We start from the raw sequence: 14,895 nt of genomic DNA, 5'->3' as shown, positions 1-14,895 counted from the left end.
TGTCGCGACAGGCTAGACTATAATGGCGCGCTGCAAATATTAGAACAAACAAACCTTTACTTAAGGAAACACTATGTTAACTGAAATCCGTGACCGCTCTTCTGGTTGGTTTGCTTGGATCATCGCCGGCATTATTATTATTCCGATGGCCTTTTTTGGCGTGCAACAATACGCCGATACGCAAGCGCGACCAACTGTTGTTGAAATCGACGGCACTAAAATCACGCAGGAAGATTTTCAGAATCGCCTCTCGCGTATTCAGAATCAACGTTTGTCGCAAAATCCTGAGCTAGCAAATTCCGGTGTGCTCAATTCTAAGGAATTTAAGACCAGTGTCTTGCAGTCGATGATCAACCAAGAATTGGTCGCCTATGTTGCAGAGGAATATAACTATCAAGTGAGTGAACAACAGATCAATAAGCAGATCGTTGAGAACCCACTTTATCAAGTGGATGGCAAATTTGACCAATCCGTTTTTAACGCGCAGATGGCGAGTTATGGACGTGCTGGAGCGCAAGTTTATCGGGCTGATCTAAAGCGTAACGAACGATTGGGACAGGTCGTTTCAGGTTACCAAGAGTCCGCTCTAGTGTTACCCAGTGAGGTGCGCAGTCTGCTTGAGATTCAGGCCGAGCGTCGAACCTTCGATTTAATCACCGTTAATCAAGTTGATTTCCTTGAGTCTGTGTCAGTGTCAGAACAAGACGTACAAGAATACTATCAAGCCAATATTGACCGGTATCAAAATCCCGATCGAGTGTCGGTTAGCTATATTGAGCTAGATACACAGTCGGTCGCTGAAGGCATTGAAGTTGAAGAAGATGTTTTATTGGCGGCTTACGAAGATTATAAAGCTGGTTTCGCATCGAATGAAACGCGGACTACTCGGCATATCTTATTGAGCACCACCGGTGACGAAGACGAGCAAGAGCAATTAGCTAAAGCTGAGAGTTTGGTGTCAGAGCTTCGTGCCGGCGCTGACTTCGCTGAGCTGGCGGAAGCTAATTCTCAAGACCCTGGTTCAGCTAGTAATGGCGGATCACTAGGTGATGTTGAGCGTGGCGAAATGGTTGCTGAATTTGATGAGGCTTTGTTCGCTCTTCCAGTTCAAGAGATTTCAGATCCGGTAAAGTCGCCGTTTGGCTATCATATTATTCAAGTTGAGAAGGTTAATGCGACTGAACCTGAGCCGTTCGCGGTAATGCGCTTTGAGCTGCTTGAAGAAGAGCAGCAGCAACAAGCCGAAGAACGCGTTGTTGAGTTAGCTGAGCAATTACGTAACTTACTTTTTGAGAATGCCGACAGCTTAGAGGTTGCAGCCGCAGCGGCAAACTTAGAAGTGCAGTCGAGTGCTTTTTTCGCGCGCGACGCAGGCCAAGGTGTGGCAGCAACTGATGCTGTACGAGAGGCCGCGTTTTCAGAGGCGGTATTAGACGATGGTGTAAACTCCGAGCTAATCGAGACGAGTAGTGGTGTGTATGTCGCTGTTAGAAAACTTGATTTTAGCCCAGCTCAAGCAAAACCATTAGATGAAGTCCGAGCGCAGATTAAATCAACGTTGACCACGGAGCGTGCAATCGCGGCGGCTAAAGATGCAGGTGATGAGTTGTTGTCGCGCGCTAAGTCTGACTGGACTGCCTTGGCCAAAGACGAAGCGGTGTCGATTGAAACCCATACTATTTCCATGCTTGATACCGAGCGTAAAGTCGCGCCGGATGTAATGCGCGAAGTGGTAAAGGCCCAGCTAGGCGATGAGTCGACTAAGGTATTTTCGTTTACCGGACTTAATGGTGACTTTAATATTGTGCGATTAACACAAATAGCGCCGGGCAATTTGGCGTCTGTTAGTGATGCGGTAAAAGACGCAACTCGACGCCTTATTGAACAACGCAATGGCGCATCGTTGGTCGAAACGTATATCGAGAGCCTAAGCGATGAGTTGGCGCTCGAAATTAATGAAGATTTACTGTAAGCGCTAAGTCATACCTAGTTAGTTAAAATGTTAGTTAAATTGTTAGTTAATTAGTTTGTCGATGTTAGTCCGGTATAGGTAATACCGGCTAACTTCGCTTAAAACAACCGCCAGAGAGTAAGGACCCCCCGATGATTATTCAACCTAAAGTTCGTGGATTTATTTGCACCAATGCACATCCTGTCGGCTGTGCTGAAAATGTTGCACAGCAAATTGAGTACATAAAATCGCAAGCTCCGGCATCGACCGATGGCGCGCCGAAGAACGTACTAATCATTGGTGCTTCAACTGGCTATGGTTTAGCGTCTCGGATTACCGCAGCCTACGGGTACGGCGCTAAAACATTGGGACTGTTCTTTGAAAAACCGCCTACTGAAAAACGCACAGGTTCAGCCGGCTACTATAATTCAGCTGCTTTTGAGGCTCAGGCGGCCGCCGATGGTTTGTATGCCAAGAGTATTAATGGTGACGCTTTCTCGATGGAAGCGAAGCAACAGGCCATTGATGCAATTAAGGCGGACATGGGTAAGATAGACTTGGTTGTTTATAGTTTGGCGTCGCCGCGACGAACCGACCCGATTAGCGGTGAGACGTTTATGTCGACCTTGAAGCCGATCGGCGAATCGTATACAGCTAAGAATTTGAATACTGATTCGCAAGTAGTCGGAGAAGTGACTGTTGAGCCTGCATCCGAAGAAGAAATCGCCAACACCATTAAAGTCATGGGTGGCGAAGATTGGTCCTTATGGATTCATGCCTTGCATGATGCCGGCGTATTGGCAGACAACGCTGACACTGTGGCGTATACCTATATTGGTGAGAAATTAACTAAACCAATTTACGGCCATGCCACGATCGGCAAGGCCAAAGAGCACTTAGACGTCACTGCAGCTGAGTTGAACGCAGCGTTACCTGTTCAGGCTAATGTATCGGTTCTTAAAGCGGTTGTTACACAGGCCAGTTCGGCGATTCCAGTTATGCCTCTTTATCTGTCAATTCTGTTCAAAGAAATGAAAGCTGAAGGGACTCATGAAGGGTGTATCGAACAATTAGATCGTTTGTTTAAGGAGTGTATTTATTCATCATCTCCGCGCCTTGATAGCGACAATCGGTATCGTGTCGATGAGCTTGAGTTGACTCCAGAAATGCAAGCTCGAGTTGAGGCCATTTGGCCGCGCGTCGATACTGAAAACTTGAATGAATTAACCGACTTTGCTGGTTACAAAGCAGAGTTCTTGCGACTATTTGGTTTTGGCATCGACGGGGTCGACTATGACGCTGATGTTAGTCCAATTGTCGAAGCTAACTTTCTCTGATAGCGTTAGGTTGATTTGACCTATTAATCTCATACTGTCGTTACTTGAGCATCGAATGACGGCAGTAGTGTGTAGTTTCGAGTGAGGCCAAATTGATTTTTCATAGGCAATTAAAGCACGCTCAGCTAAGGATTGATGTCGCGGTCGATAATGACCTTTTGTCACAGCTAGTACGGGACTCGACTGAGCTTGATATCGGTGACAGCTCAGCGGATCAGGTCGATTTGATAGTCACGTCGGCTGCTGATGGAATGCATTTTGCATGGACACAAGCTGGCTCGAAGCCACTCCGTTTTCATCTTGATTTTGCTAAAACCACACAGCTTCTGCGGTCGTATCCGGCACCAAAGCAAGGCGCATTCAATCAAGCATTAGGTAAGAAGACTCGCCACGTGCTAGATGCCACCGGTGGTTGGGGCGGCGACGCGTTGTTGATGTGTCAGCAAGGCTATCAGGTTACTATTTTGGAGCGCGATCGCTTGATGGCGTGTTTACTAGACGATGCATTCGCACGTTTGTCGCAGAGTTCATGGGCGCTGGAGAACGGCGTTTCGTGCCCGTCCGTGGTTCATGCGGACGCTATCGAATATTTAGCTAGTCGATTAGATGACGTTGATTGTGTGTATCTAGATCCCATGTTTCCGCCCAAGCGAAAGCAGTCGGCGGCGACTAATAAGTTTATGCAATTTTTAAAGTGGTGGGTTGGCCCTGACTCAGATGCCAGCGAGCTGGTTGCCTCAGCGATTCAGGCCGGGTACCCGCGCATAGCGGTCAAGCGGCCGGATTATGCCGAGCCATTGATGGGTCAGCCCCAAACACAGTTTTCCAGTAAGCTTATTCATTATGATGTTTACCTTAACGCATAATCTTCGTTCATCTGTAAACGGCAAATCAACCTCAAGCGAGTAATTTACGTGGCGACACCAACTTTTTTTCATACTGAGCTAATGGCGGACGACCAACAAGTGTGCCTGAGTCGTAATGAATCCTTGCATGCACTCAAATCTAGGCGGTTAAAGGTCGGGCATTCAGTACGCTTGATTAACGGGCAGGGATTGCTTGCAAACGGCCATATTATTAGTGCTGCACGTGCAGAGCTTGAAGTAGCTATCGACCAAGTCAGCCAGCAGGAGTCGCAACGAGCACCGCTGACAATTGCTGTGGCAATTCCCAAAGGGGACCGCCAAAAGACCATGATTGACATGGCTACCCAGCTGGGAGTCCACCGAATCGTGCCGATTGAGTATGACTATTCAGTAACGAAATTCACTTCAAGCACCACAGAAAAATGGCAACGCACGGCATTGGAAGCGTGTAAGCAATCACAAAATCCTTGGCTACCGAAGGTCGACAGCTCGCAACGATTGCAAGAGTTCGTCGGTTCCCTACAACAGCCCGCAATGTACTGCGACGCCAGTGGTACAAGCATGCTAGACTGCGCGCCGCCTAAGACGGCAGCAACGTTGTTTATTGGTCCTGAAGGGGGCTTCTCAGCGGCTGAGATTCAGTTGTTTGAGGCTAAATGTGTCACTCCTCTGTGGCTTGGCCAGTATATTTTACGCACTGAAACAGCCGTGGTTTCGGCGCTCGCACAATGGGCTAAATACATCCACAACGGTTAATGTGGGTTGTCTGTCGTACTTACGGTGTTAGTTGTGAAAGATATTCAAATGTGGCAAGGTCTTTCAATAGACAATATAAATCGACGCGTTCGTTTTCGTGCGCTGTGGTAAATAGAGGACCTGGTTTGTCGTCAAATCAATGTTTAGTGGAAGCCAATGCTCGTGTTTTGCGCGAAGGTGCTGACTTATTGTCGAAAATACATATTAGCCATTATTCTAAATCCGCAAGCCCGGCTTTTGAATCGACCATCGGTGCTCACTTTAGGCACGTATTCGAACACTATCGGTGTTTCTTTGGTCAATTGAATAGTGGCGTCATTTGTTATGAGCGACGTGAACGTGATCAAATTCTAGAGCGCGACATTCACTACGCACAGCGTACTGCAGCGGAGCTAATCACCGCCTTTGACGCGCTAGATAGCAGCCGGTTTAGTCGACCGATTCAACTGCATGATCTTGTGTCTGGTTGTAAGGTCGATACTAATCTCGGTCGCGAATTGTTGTTTTTGCAGTCTCATACCGTGCATCATTACGCGCTGATTGGTGCAATCTCTCGAACCTTAGGTGAACGGCCAGACGTGGATTTTGGCGTTGCGGAAGCCACTCGTGAACATCAAAAATCCGGTTTACCAGCACCGTTACTGCGAGGTAAGTCGTCATGTGCACAATGACTTGGTTTACTGCTGATGATGGCTATGAACTGTTTTTTAATCGCGACGAGCGACTCTCACGTCGACGCGCCGAGCCACCAAGTGTTAAATCCGACGGCGAGGTTCATTATCTTTCGCCGACTGATGCCGATGCTGGGGGCACGTGGATAGCGGTCAATGCATATGGGGTTACAGTGTGTTTACTGAACCACTATCAGTTTGAACAAATTGCCACCTACAAAGATTGGATCAGTCGTGGCGAAATAGTGAGATATTTTGCGGAAACCGAAGATGTTAGCGATATCAAACAACGGTTTTTCGCGCTCAATTTGCACGATTTTCGTGCTTTCAGAATGTTTATAGTTGACCGCAGTGGGCGCAACTATCTATGTGTCTGGGATGGTCATACTCCGCGCGTCGAACAAAATGTGAGGACGCCAAAGTCATCCTCGTCGGTAGACGCACGACACGTTAAATCGGTGCGTAGGGATTTGTTTAATCGTCTTGACTTGGCTGAGTCACAGAATAGTTCTGACTATGTGGATTATCATTCGAGTCATTTGCCAAGTCGCTCTAAAGAGTCGGTCTGTATGCATCGTGATGATGCTAAGACTGTCAGTCTGTCGCATGTGCGTGTATCAGAGTCTGGGATTGAGTTTCGGTATGCCGACGGATCACCTTGCGAAGTCGCGCTCAGTGACCCGATTCATATGAGTTTTGCACGTCAGCCCAACAGCAGTACTGACGCGTGTTGTTCTGACGTGCAAGAGTTGCTTGCCGCCAGTTGACGACCTTCGATTGAGCACCTCACTTATTGGCTTTGCGATGACGTCTAGTTCTATCTGTCAGTTTGGTTGCTGCCGTTAACCCTTGCAAAACCAGTCTACCCATTTACCGGCTTGTGCCACCCGATAATGCGAACCCGTTCTATACAAATATTAAAATCTAAGTTGCGCCGTGCCGTACGCTGGGAATTCTGGCCGATGCCAATCTTTTACACACCGGTAGTCGGTTATATCCTTTACTTGGTAGTTCGGTTTCGTGGCCTCAGTTTTCTGTCGGTCAATCCTGGACTGCCAATGAGCGGTTTGATTGGTGAACGTAAAGCTCAGACTCTAGCGCAACTCGACCCAGCGTCGGAACTGGCTAGGTTTGATGTTATACCCGCTGAGCTGTCGGTATCGCAGCGTGTGCAGACCGCTGAACGTATTATGCAGGACTTGGCGTTGACGTGGCCGGTTGTGCTTAAACCTGATTTTGGGCAGCGCGGCCAAGATGTTGCCGTCATTCGGAGTGCCGCATCGTTAGCAACATATTTGGCGAACAGTACCGTTGATATACTGTTGCAAGAGCATGTGTCTGGCTTAGAGTTCGGTATTTTCTACATGCGATATCCCGGATCCGATACATCGCAGGTATTTTCTATTACAGAGAAAACCTTTCCGGTGCTTATCGGTGACGGGGAGCTGTCGCTGGAGCAACTGCTGATGAACAATCCGCGTACGCATTACATGGCTGAATTTTTGCTTGATTTGCATGCCGATAAATTGAGTTGGGTACTCCCCAAGGGCGAGACATTCCAGGTTGTTGAAATCGGTTCTCATTGTCGTGGATCGGTGTTTTTGGACGGTAATCGATACATCACACCTGAGTTAACAACATTGATCGATCGGTTGTCGCGCCAAATCGATGGGTTTAACTTCGGCCGTTATGATATTCGTGTGCCTAGTGTTGAGGATTTACAGGCAGGCTCTGAAATTAAGGTGCTCGAAGTGAATGGGGTAACGTCAGAGTCCACCAATATGTACGACCCAAGTTATTCAATTTTTCAAGCATATAGAATTCTATTTGCACAATGGCGACAAGCATTTGAGATTGGTCAGCAAGCGATTCAACTCGGTGCACCAAGAATTTCGCTTGGGCATCTAATTACCCATTTAAAACGCACCTACCGCTAACGAGATAACACCATGGCGATAAAACCTAAACTATTCAAGCAAATGACCAAGTTGATCGCTGGCAGCATGTCAGCGGGTCGCTACGACGTGCGCTTAGCTGAAAGCGACGCTGAAGTTATTGATGCGCAAAAGCTTCGTTACCGAGTGCTCTACAAAGAGAGTGGCGGCACGGTTACGCCGCAAATGCTAAACAGCGAGCAAGAGGAAGATGAATGGGACGAGATAGCTTATCACGTGGTGGTGCTCGACCGGCGTAATGACAATCATGTCGTTGGTACCATGCGCTTGGTGAGCAGTACGGCACTTAAAGATGCACAGCAGTTTTACACCGAGCATGCGTTTGATATTACGGGCTTACGTGCGCGCTATGGCAAGCTTCTTGAGCTGAGTCGAGCTTGCGTCTCACCAGACGGTCGCGGGGGCGCGATTTTAATGTTGATCTGGAAGTTTACAATGCAGTTCATTGAGCAAAATCAATATGATGTAATGTTGGGTTGTGCCAGCTTTAAGGGAACGGACTACCTTGAGCATACTGAAATACTGTCTTATCTGTACGATAAACATCTCGCCTCGCCCGAACTGATGCCGATTCCTAAGCCAGCCGTGCACAGTGTGTCGATTAAAAGTTTCTCTGAGACGCCAGGCAAGGGCAAGGAGCGCGGTAAAGTGCCGACTATGCTGCGCGGCTACTTGAAGATTGGGGCACATATCAGCGACCACGCTGTGATTGATCCGGTGTTTAATACAACCTTCGTTGCTATTTATGTAGATGCCAGTTATATGTTTGGTTCTAACCATGCATTGGTAAATAAATCTGTTCACCACTAGTCGTATCGAGGCCGTTGGCTAACCCTTATGTCATTACGTAAAAATTATTTGGTAGGGCTAACCCGCACCATCATTATGCTGCTGTGGATATTGCTTATGCCGATTGTGTTCGTGCTAGCCCGGCTTTTTAGGGTACCTGGCTATTTGCGCCTTATTCCGATCTTTCATGCGGGTCTGTGTCGTATCTTTGGTTTGCGCGTCGAAGTTTCCGGCACATTGAGCACTACCCCTCCTACGCTCTACGTGAGTAATCACATTTCTTATTTGGATGTATTTGTGTTGGGTTTTTTACCAGCCTATTTTATTGCTAAATCGGAAGTCGCCGGATGGCCGGTGCTCGGAAAACTGGCCGGATTGCAAAACACTCTGTTCGTAGAGCGTAAAGCTGGACGCGCAAAGCAACAGCTAGCGCAGATGCAGGAACATTTGAGTGAGGGGAAAAGTCTTACCTTGTTTGCCGAAGGCACCAGTACTGAAGGCCGACACGTCGAGCCGTTTAAATCCAGCTTGTTTGAATCCGCTAGTTTAAATCACGCCGGGGTTCGCGTTGGTATTCAGCCAATCACTGTCGCTTATACCCATTACGATGGTCGGCTTATTGATGACCAGGCAATACTTGATCACTATGCCTGGTATGCGGGAATGCCATTTGCACCGCACTTTATCGGTTTAATGCCGTTGAAAAAATGTGGTGTGAAAGTTCACCTTCATCCGGTCTGTTATCTCGACGAGTTTGAAACTCGCAAAGCCTGTGCCGATTACTGCCAAAAAATCGTCGCAGACAAGTTGAATGAGTTTATCTCATCTGAATAGAAATCGAGACCTAGATTATGAAACACAATTTACAGATATTTTTGCTTAGCCTCGGCTTATTGCTTTCGGCAAATGCGCAGGCGGTTGATCCAACTTATACTGAATTTTTCTCGGATAAGGCCATTAGAGGGTATGACACCGTAGCGTATTTTACCGTCGGGCGAGCAGTCAAAGGGGATGAGGCATATCAAGCGAAATACAATGATGCAACTTGGTTGTTTTCAAGTGCCGAGAATTTGGCGTTATTTAGCGCTAACCCCAGTCAGTACGCGCCGCAATTTGGTGGGTATTGTGCTTATGCCGTGGCAAATAACACCACGGCGTCGATTAAGCCGGAACTATTCACTATTCACGAAGGCAAGTTGTACCTAAATTACAGTAAATCGGTTAATGAAAAGTGGTTGTCAGATAAAGTAAATCTCATTGATAGGGCAAATAGGAATTGGCCAAGCTTATTGGCAGACTAATTTTCTCCGTTAAGATGGCTTGCAAGGTTGTCATCCGCAAAAAATAGTATATATTCCCCTAACATTGATCGGGGTGTAGCGCAGTCTGGTAGCGCACCGCTCTGGGGGAGCGGTGGTCACAGGTTCGAATCCTGTCATCCCGACCAATTTTTAATCGATCTGAAGGACCGATCAATATCGATTTTTTGTCTTAATCGCGCATCAGCGATAACCTTTTTCTGTCGACTTATTCAATGATGTTCCGAGTCCGACCATCAATTTTTTGTTCACTTGATGACAATTAAGACATTTTTCATTCCCCAAAACTAAATTTTAAGATATTTTTTCTTGTTAGTTTTAGTGTCCTAAATATGTTCAGACCTAAGTGATTTAATCGAACTTTTTTTGCCTATTTGGCATGAATTTCAGCAATTTCACGCGTCTAGAGAAAATCATACAATTCGTCTATTAAAACGAGGCAGATTTTCGATGAAACTAAGCACCTAAGCGCCTTTTGGCTCAAAAAGAAATACTCTACGTCAGCACTCTATTCTGTAAACAGGTAATAAAATCAATGGATTGGCGACTAAAATAATTTGGCCGAATTTTTCGCGAATTAAGTAGTGTTTTAATATCACTGTCACAAAAATTAGGTAATTTCCTCCTACAGATTTTCTGATTAGCAAAAAAAATCGTTGGTTACTGTACTGATGTGTGTTAATTTTTGTTTATCAGACTTAGGTCTGACTTGCTTTGTAGTCCGTGGGTTCTAACGGGGGGACTAGAGAGACACAAGTGTTATTTGATGTTGTTGGCTCAGAATGTTCTGGCTAGCTTTGTGTTTTTGATTTGACCCACGGTTTCTCTTGGCAGCGTCCTGCTGCGGGGGAGAGCTACGATCATTCTCACATTGTTTCTAGTCGATGTTAACTCGATAGACACTGCTGTCTACGCTTAACGCATTCCGCATTAAATCAATACTTAATAAATAAGGTGCAATTTTAAAATTTCGCGATAGGCGGGCGGGGTAAGTGTTGCCTGGAGAAACGTGATGATAAGAAACGCACTGTGAAAAAGACTCGGCTACTTGTGAAAGTCGCGGGGTTTCGTGAATACCGGAGTGGCCAAATTGCTCTGGTTAGACTTTTAAGCTAACGCTAATTAATTAATTAATTTTAGGAGTTTATTTACAATGAATCGTTTTATTTCAAAAGCAAAAAATCGTCAAAATGGTCAAGGTATGACCGAATACATCATCATCGTGGCTCTAATCGCGATTGCCGCAATTGGTGTGTACAGTCAATTTGGTAAAGCTATCCGTGGTCAGATGTCAGGAATGACACAAGAACTCGGTGGTGAGTCTGCGGACATGACTGAGGTGAATAAAGCAGTCAAAGGCGCGAAAACTAATGCCAAGGCTAACAACAAGCTAGATAACTACAATCAAACTGCGACCACTGGTACTCAGTAGTCTGTCGGTTTGTTTTTGTGTTGTGTTGGCCAAGTCCGAATTGGGCTTGGTCAATACAAATAACTAATTAGGCATAAGTAGAACGCGACGAGAATGATTCGAACTACCTTAATCGGGATTGCTTGCATGTTTACGGCCGGTGTTGCGTGTGCACAATCGGCGTTATCCGATCATCCACTTATTCCACGCTATCCCAACACGGAACTTATTGACGGCTTCGATGGAGAATACCTCGAGTATCCAATAGCACAAGCCGCGATCGATGAGCGTGGCGCTCTGAAAACAAATAGAGTGCGCGGCAAGTTAGCCCATCGTCTTTATGAGGGAAGTGAAGACGAATCAATTTTAGTTGCACATGAAAGTATTTTGAAAGCGCTGGCCGGTGACGGATTTACGGTCTCTTATCAGTGCTCGAATAAGCAATGTGGTGGTGATTTGGTGCAAACCTTGTTTGCAAATTTATCACTCAAGTCGAGTTACACCGAGGTTAGACAGTCAGGCCCAGTGTATAACGATTTTTATTATATCGCTGCGCAGAAAAACAATGCTGAGGCGGTAATGCACGTGATTTACTTTCTCTATAAATATCGCGGGAACAGCTTGTTTATTGCGCAGGATGTTATCGAGCCTGAGGCTATTTCGATTAAAGAAATAGACTTTGGCGCGATGGAAGGTAGCGGCAAAATTGTGCTTGATGGAATCTACTTCAAGACCGATAGCGCTGAGTTGACCGCTGAATCCAATGCCGCGCTAGAGGCACTTGCACACTTTTTAGAGCAACGCCCGATGCAAAGCTTTTTTGTGGTAGGACACACCGATAGTCGAGGATCCTTGCAACATAATTTGGCGCTATCGACCAGTCGCGCTACTGCGGTAATTACGGCGCTAGTTGATAAATATGGCATATCCAGTAAGCAGTTAACCGCCTACGGCGTTGGGCCTCTGTCACCAAAATCGTCGAATTTGGCCGATACTGGCCGAACCTTGAATCGACGCGTTGAGTTAGTTGCAGATAGCGCGGTTAGCAAATAACGACACATATTCTTTGACAACAACAATCGAATTAGTAATTCAATATGATGAAAAAAACATACCTGAAAAATCTTGCGTTTGTCACTTTAGCGATGGCTTGCCTTGCGCCGCTAAATGCCGTTTCTGGCGAATTGAAAACCATGACTAACTCGCACTCTGAATGCGGCTACTGGGGTGATTTTGCGTTGATTATGTTGGATGACTATGAGGCTCGCGCCGAGATGGGTGATACGGATCCGGCTACAGGTACCAAGGGGATGCTTGGGTATGACGGCACCGAAGAGGGTTCAATGGGCCGTATTTATTACGATCAAGTTCTCTCTGCGATTGAAGGCAAACTTGGCCGTGATGCAATTTACAACAAGGGCAAAGCAATTTGCCTTGGTTATCCAGAGGGTTCATTTGATCCAAATAATTTTTGAGATCGTGAGCATTGTCCGCCGCGAATAATCTTCGCGTGATTGAAGGCTGTTAAAACTTTTCCGGAGTAATGATGAATAGAATGCGACATTTTAAGCAAACCCCGTCACGGCAGCGTGGCTATGCCACCGCGTTGGGCATTATTCTGATGACCACCATGGCGCTTTCTATCTTCTCGCTGTATGACGTTGGTCAAGTGAGTACGCATAAAATACGCGGGCAAAATGCAGCAGATGCATCAGCTTACAGCGTCGCGGTGATCGTCTCTAGAGACTTAAATTTTATGGCCACGACCAATCGAGCTATGGTTGCGAATCAAGTCGCCATTGGTCAAATGGTGGGGTTGAGTTCGTACGGTCATATGATCGAGCAAACTGCATTTAATATAAATGTGATTGGTCAGATCGCTAACCTGATCCCGGGAGTTGGTACTGCTGTGGCTCGGATCACCGACGCATTGCGACGTGGGGCTCGAGCGTTAAAGCAAGCGTTTGATAGAGCGGCTAGAATCGTTATTCCGATCAACGACGGGTTCATCCAAGTGCTGTCGGTGGCACAGCAGACATTTCACGGCGCGATGTTGGTGGCGAGTAAAGAAGTCTACGACGATGTGGCACGTCGCAATGACCCAGATATCGAGAGCTCGTTTATTGTCGGAGCCTTTACCATCGCAAAATTTATCGATGCGCATAATGACACGCTAGAAAGAAATCGTGCGCCTCGACCGTATAACAATAGTGCGCAAAACCGGCTTCATTTGAAACGTTTTAATGAATTCGCAGACGTAACGATAGCCTCAAGAGATCGTTTTTTACGAAGCCGAGATGCAAGTTTTATTGGCGTAATTCGTGAGCTTGGTGGCAATGAGTATAGTCGGCGAATCGTTAATAATCGCTATGTCTGGGAGTGGACCGCTATGGACACCATGCGGGTTCGAATTCCCCCATGCCCGCCGTTTATCGGCTGTGTATTAAGCTCGCCATTAGGTTGGGGGGCGGGGCACGCTTTATACCAAGGGCGAAATTATAATTACCGTCGGAATACGCGGAAGTGGGGCGGCGCTTGGCGTAATAGTTCGGCGGCGAGCATCGCTCGGTGGGATGATCGCGGCAACAACTTTTCTGGAACCAAGAGCATCAGGCCATTTTATGATTTAGAAGAAGATGGCTTACGTGAACGCGGGCCAGCGATGGTCGCAGTGCTTAAAAAGCCATTAGAGCCTGTTCGAGTTTGGAAAGAGGTAGCAAAAACAACGGCTAATTATGATCTACAACCGCGTTACGACGTGGCTGAAAACGGCGGAATTGCCAAAGATCAGATATTGAGCGTCTCGAAGGCGGAACCCTATTTTTCAAGGCCGCATGACTTGTGGGCACGCGGCGACAGGAATATTGAATTTGGTAATCTGTACAACCCGTTTTGGCAGCCTCGTTTGATTGAAACTAGCACTAGTGATAAAGCGGCAGTGATGGTGGCCGCAGCGGGGTTTTCGCTATGAAAATGATTGCAGTCGCTTCATTGCCGGGTAAACAATCTGGTGCCGTCTGGGCGGAGTTTGTGGTTGTGTCTTCGTTTGTTTTAATCAGTGTTTTCACCTTGGTTCCGCTGGTCGGCAAGATGATCGACACCAAGCAAAAGGTTGAACAGAGTAGTCGATATGCTGGTTGGGAGAGAACGGTTTGGTTTCAGCGACGACCCAGCTATCACCCTAATCGCAACCTGCAGAAGACCAATGCGCAACTCCAAAATGAGATCCATCAGCGGGTATTTTCAGAGCCGGACAGTGTTGTGCATAGTCGCCAACATATCGATCTCAATAATATAGATTATGACCCAATGCAACGCTTTCACAATCGCAATAAAAGCGGTAGAGACCGTTACGATACATTGCTGGTTAAAAAAGGCGAGGTGAGTGGCAAAGACAGCTATGTCGTGTTAACCCAAACGGACCGGGCACCACCAAGTCGCTTAGCCAATGCAGGAGCAGGTGTGATCAACACATTAGGCAGTCTCGGCGATTTCAATGTAAATAAAAAAGGCTACTACACAGGTTCCGTGAGCGTTGAGATCAAGGAGTTTGATTGGTTCCCAGAGTTTAATGGCGTCAAGCCAACGTTTACTGCCCACACAGCACTGTTAACTGATGGTTGGAATGCCGGTGGTCCATCTGATGTCGAAGCTCGGGTCACTCCATTTTTTCCACAAGATTGGATTAATGGACCTGTTACCAGTTCAATTCAACAATTCGCTGGCTTCTTTTTTACCCCGCTACGGCCCTCTTCATTAGAGATTGGCAAAGTTGATTCTGAGCCGGTGCCAGCCTCTCGACTTACTCGTTATCGACCATGAGTGTTTTTCTATGAGCTA

15 protein-coding genes and 1 tRNA gene are annotated in these 14,895 nt (G+C 46.7%); all 16 read left to right on the top strand.

The window, feature by feature from the left end; translation table 11 throughout:
• The first annotated feature begins 73 nt into the window (after positions 1–73).
• The 16 genes from DFR28_RS09930 to DFR28_RS09855 all read left to right on the top strand — a co-directional run bounded on the left by DFR28_RS09930 (position 74) and on the right by DFR28_RS09855 (position 14,877).
• Positions 74–1,972 carry a SurA N-terminal domain-containing protein gene (locus DFR28_RS09930; RefSeq protein ID WP_113954168.1) on the top strand — a complete coding sequence of 633 codons (1,899 nt, stop codon included), beginning with the start codon at positions 74–76 and terminating at the stop codon, positions 1,970–1,972.
• A gap of 131 nt (positions 1,973–2,103) precedes the next feature.
• The gene (gene fabV / locus DFR28_RS09925) at positions 2,104–3,288 is read left to right on the top strand and encodes an enoyl-ACP reductase FabV (RefSeq protein WP_113954167.1); all 1,185 of its coding nucleotides are present in this window, start codon (positions 2,104–2,106) and stop codon (positions 3,286–3,288) included.
• 158 nt (positions 3,289–3,446) lie between these two features.
• Positions 3,447–4,154: a class I SAM-dependent methyltransferase gene (locus DFR28_RS09920; protein WP_147250991.1), complete on the top strand. Its 708-nt coding sequence runs from the start codon at positions 3,447–3,449 to the stop codon at positions 4,152–4,154.
• Positions 4,155–4,202: 48 nt separating this feature from the next.
• Positions 4,203–4,910: an RsmE family RNA methyltransferase gene (locus tag DFR28_RS09915; RefSeq protein WP_113954165.1), complete on the top strand. Its 708-nt coding sequence runs from the start codon at positions 4,203–4,205 to the stop codon at positions 4,908–4,910.
• A 125-nt stretch (positions 4,911–5,035) separates the two neighbouring features.
• Entirely contained in the window at positions 5,036–5,581 is a 546-nt protein-coding gene (locus DFR28_RS09910; protein WP_147250990.1) for a DinB family protein, read from the top strand.
• A complete protein-coding gene (locus DFR28_RS09905; protein WP_170132054.1) occupies positions 5,578–6,348 on the top strand; it encodes an NRDE family protein in 771 nt (256 codons plus the stop codon). The genes DFR28_RS09910 and DFR28_RS09905 overlap by 4 nt, the downstream gene beginning before the upstream one ends.
• 195 nt (positions 6,349–6,543) lie before the next feature.
• Positions 6,544–7,518, top strand: a complete 975-nt coding sequence (locus DFR28_RS09900) for an ATP-grasp domain-containing protein (protein ID WP_147250989.1) — start codon at positions 6,544–6,546, stop codon at positions 7,516–7,518.
• A gap of 12 nt (positions 7,519–7,530) precedes the next feature.
• Positions 7,531–8,346, top strand: coding sequence for a GNAT family N-acetyltransferase (locus tag DFR28_RS09895; RefSeq protein WP_113954161.1), 816 nt, complete (start codon positions 7,531–7,533; stop codon positions 8,344–8,346).
• Between the two features lie 27 nt (positions 8,347–8,373).
• Positions 8,374–9,159: a lysophospholipid acyltransferase family protein gene (locus DFR28_RS09890; protein ID WP_113954160.1), complete on the top strand. Its 786-nt coding sequence runs from the start codon at positions 8,374–8,376 to the stop codon at positions 9,157–9,159.
• A 17-nt stretch (positions 9,160–9,176) separates the two neighbouring features.
• Positions 9,177–9,626, top strand: coding sequence for a YHS domain-containing (seleno)protein (locus DFR28_RS09885; protein WP_113954159.1), 450 nt, complete (start codon positions 9,177–9,179; stop codon positions 9,624–9,626).
• 69 nt (positions 9,627–9,695) lie between these two features.
• A tRNA-Pro gene (locus tag DFR28_RS09880) sits at positions 9,696–9,772 on the top strand.
• A 1,025-nt stretch (positions 9,773–10,797) separates the two neighbouring features.
• Positions 10,798–11,076, top strand: coding sequence for a pilus assembly protein (locus DFR28_RS09875; RefSeq protein ID WP_113954158.1), 279 nt, complete (start codon positions 10,798–10,800; stop codon positions 11,074–11,076).
• 93 nt (positions 11,077–11,169) lie between these two features.
• Positions 11,170–12,108 (top strand): OmpA family protein, encoded by a 939-nt coding sequence (locus DFR28_RS09870; protein WP_113954157.1) that lies wholly within the window; start codon positions 11,170–11,172, stop codon positions 12,106–12,108.
• 47 nt (positions 12,109–12,155) lie between these two features.
• Positions 12,156–12,530 carry a hypothetical protein gene (locus DFR28_RS09865; protein WP_113954156.1) on the top strand — a complete coding sequence of 125 codons (375 nt, stop codon included), beginning with the start codon at positions 12,156–12,158 and terminating at the stop codon, positions 12,528–12,530.
• Positions 12,531–12,601: 71 nt separating this feature from the next.
• Positions 12,602–14,026, top strand: a complete 1,425-nt coding sequence (locus DFR28_RS09860) for a pilus assembly protein TadG-related protein (RefSeq protein WP_170132053.1) — start codon at positions 12,602–12,604, stop codon at positions 14,024–14,026.
• Complete coding sequence (locus DFR28_RS09855; protein ID WP_113954154.1) at positions 14,023–14,877, top strand: hypothetical protein; 855 nt, start codon at positions 14,023–14,025, stop codon at positions 14,875–14,877. The genes DFR28_RS09860 and DFR28_RS09855 overlap by 4 nt, the downstream gene beginning before the upstream one ends.
• The last annotated feature ends 18 nt before the right edge of the window (positions 14,878–14,895 follow it).

Origin of the sequence: Arenicella xantha (genome assembly GCF_003315245.1) — a bacterium.
Lineage (GTDB): Bacteria > Pseudomonadota > Gammaproteobacteria > Arenicellales > Arenicellaceae > Arenicella > Arenicella xantha.
The sequence above is the reverse complement of the archived record's forward strand: the minus strand, read 5'-3'. Positions and strand labels throughout refer to the sequence as shown.

Excerpts from the sequence above, each read along its gene's own strand:
- DFR28_RS09895 (WP_113954161.1), top strand. The coding sequence starts at position 7,531 with ATGGCGATAAAACCTAAACTATTCAAGCAAATGACCAAGTTGATCGCT.
- fabV (WP_113954167.1), top strand. The coding sequence starts at position 2,104 with ATGATTATTCAACCTAAAGTTCGTGGATTTATTTGCACCAATGCACAT.
- DFR28_RS09870 (WP_113954157.1), top strand. The coding sequence starts at position 11,170 with ATGATTCGAACTACCTTAATCGGGATTGCTTGCATGTTTACGGCCGGT.
- DFR28_RS09875 (WP_113954158.1), top strand. The coding sequence starts at position 10,798 with ATGAATCGTTTTATTTCAAAAGCAAAAAATCGTCAAAATGGTCAAGGT.
- DFR28_RS09855 (WP_113954154.1), top strand. The coding sequence starts at position 14,023 with ATGAAAATGATTGCAGTCGCTTCATTGCCGGGTAAACAATCTGGTGCC.
- DFR28_RS09860 (WP_170132053.1), top strand. The coding sequence starts at position 12,602 with ATGAATAGAATGCGACATTTTAAGCAAACCCCGTCACGGCAGCGTGGC.
- DFR28_RS09905 (WP_170132054.1), top strand. The coding sequence starts at position 5,578 with ATGACTTGGTTTACTGCTGATGATGGCTATGAACTGTTTTTTAATCGC.
- DFR28_RS09890 (WP_113954160.1), top strand. The coding sequence starts at position 8,374 with ATGTCATTACGTAAAAATTATTTGGTAGGGCTAACCCGCACCATCATT.
- DFR28_RS09865 (WP_113954156.1), top strand. The coding sequence starts at position 12,156 with ATGAAAAAAACATACCTGAAAAATCTTGCGTTTGTCACTTTAGCGATG.
- DFR28_RS09885 (WP_113954159.1), top strand. The coding sequence starts at position 9,177 with ATGAAACACAATTTACAGATATTTTTGCTTAGCCTCGGCTTATTGCTT.
- DFR28_RS09900 (WP_147250989.1), top strand. The coding sequence starts at position 6,544 with ATGCCAATCTTTTACACACCGGTAGTCGGTTATATCCTTTACTTGGTA.
- DFR28_RS09930 (WP_113954168.1), top strand. The coding sequence starts at position 74 with ATGTTAACTGAAATCCGTGACCGCTCTTCTGGTTGGTTTGCTTGGATC.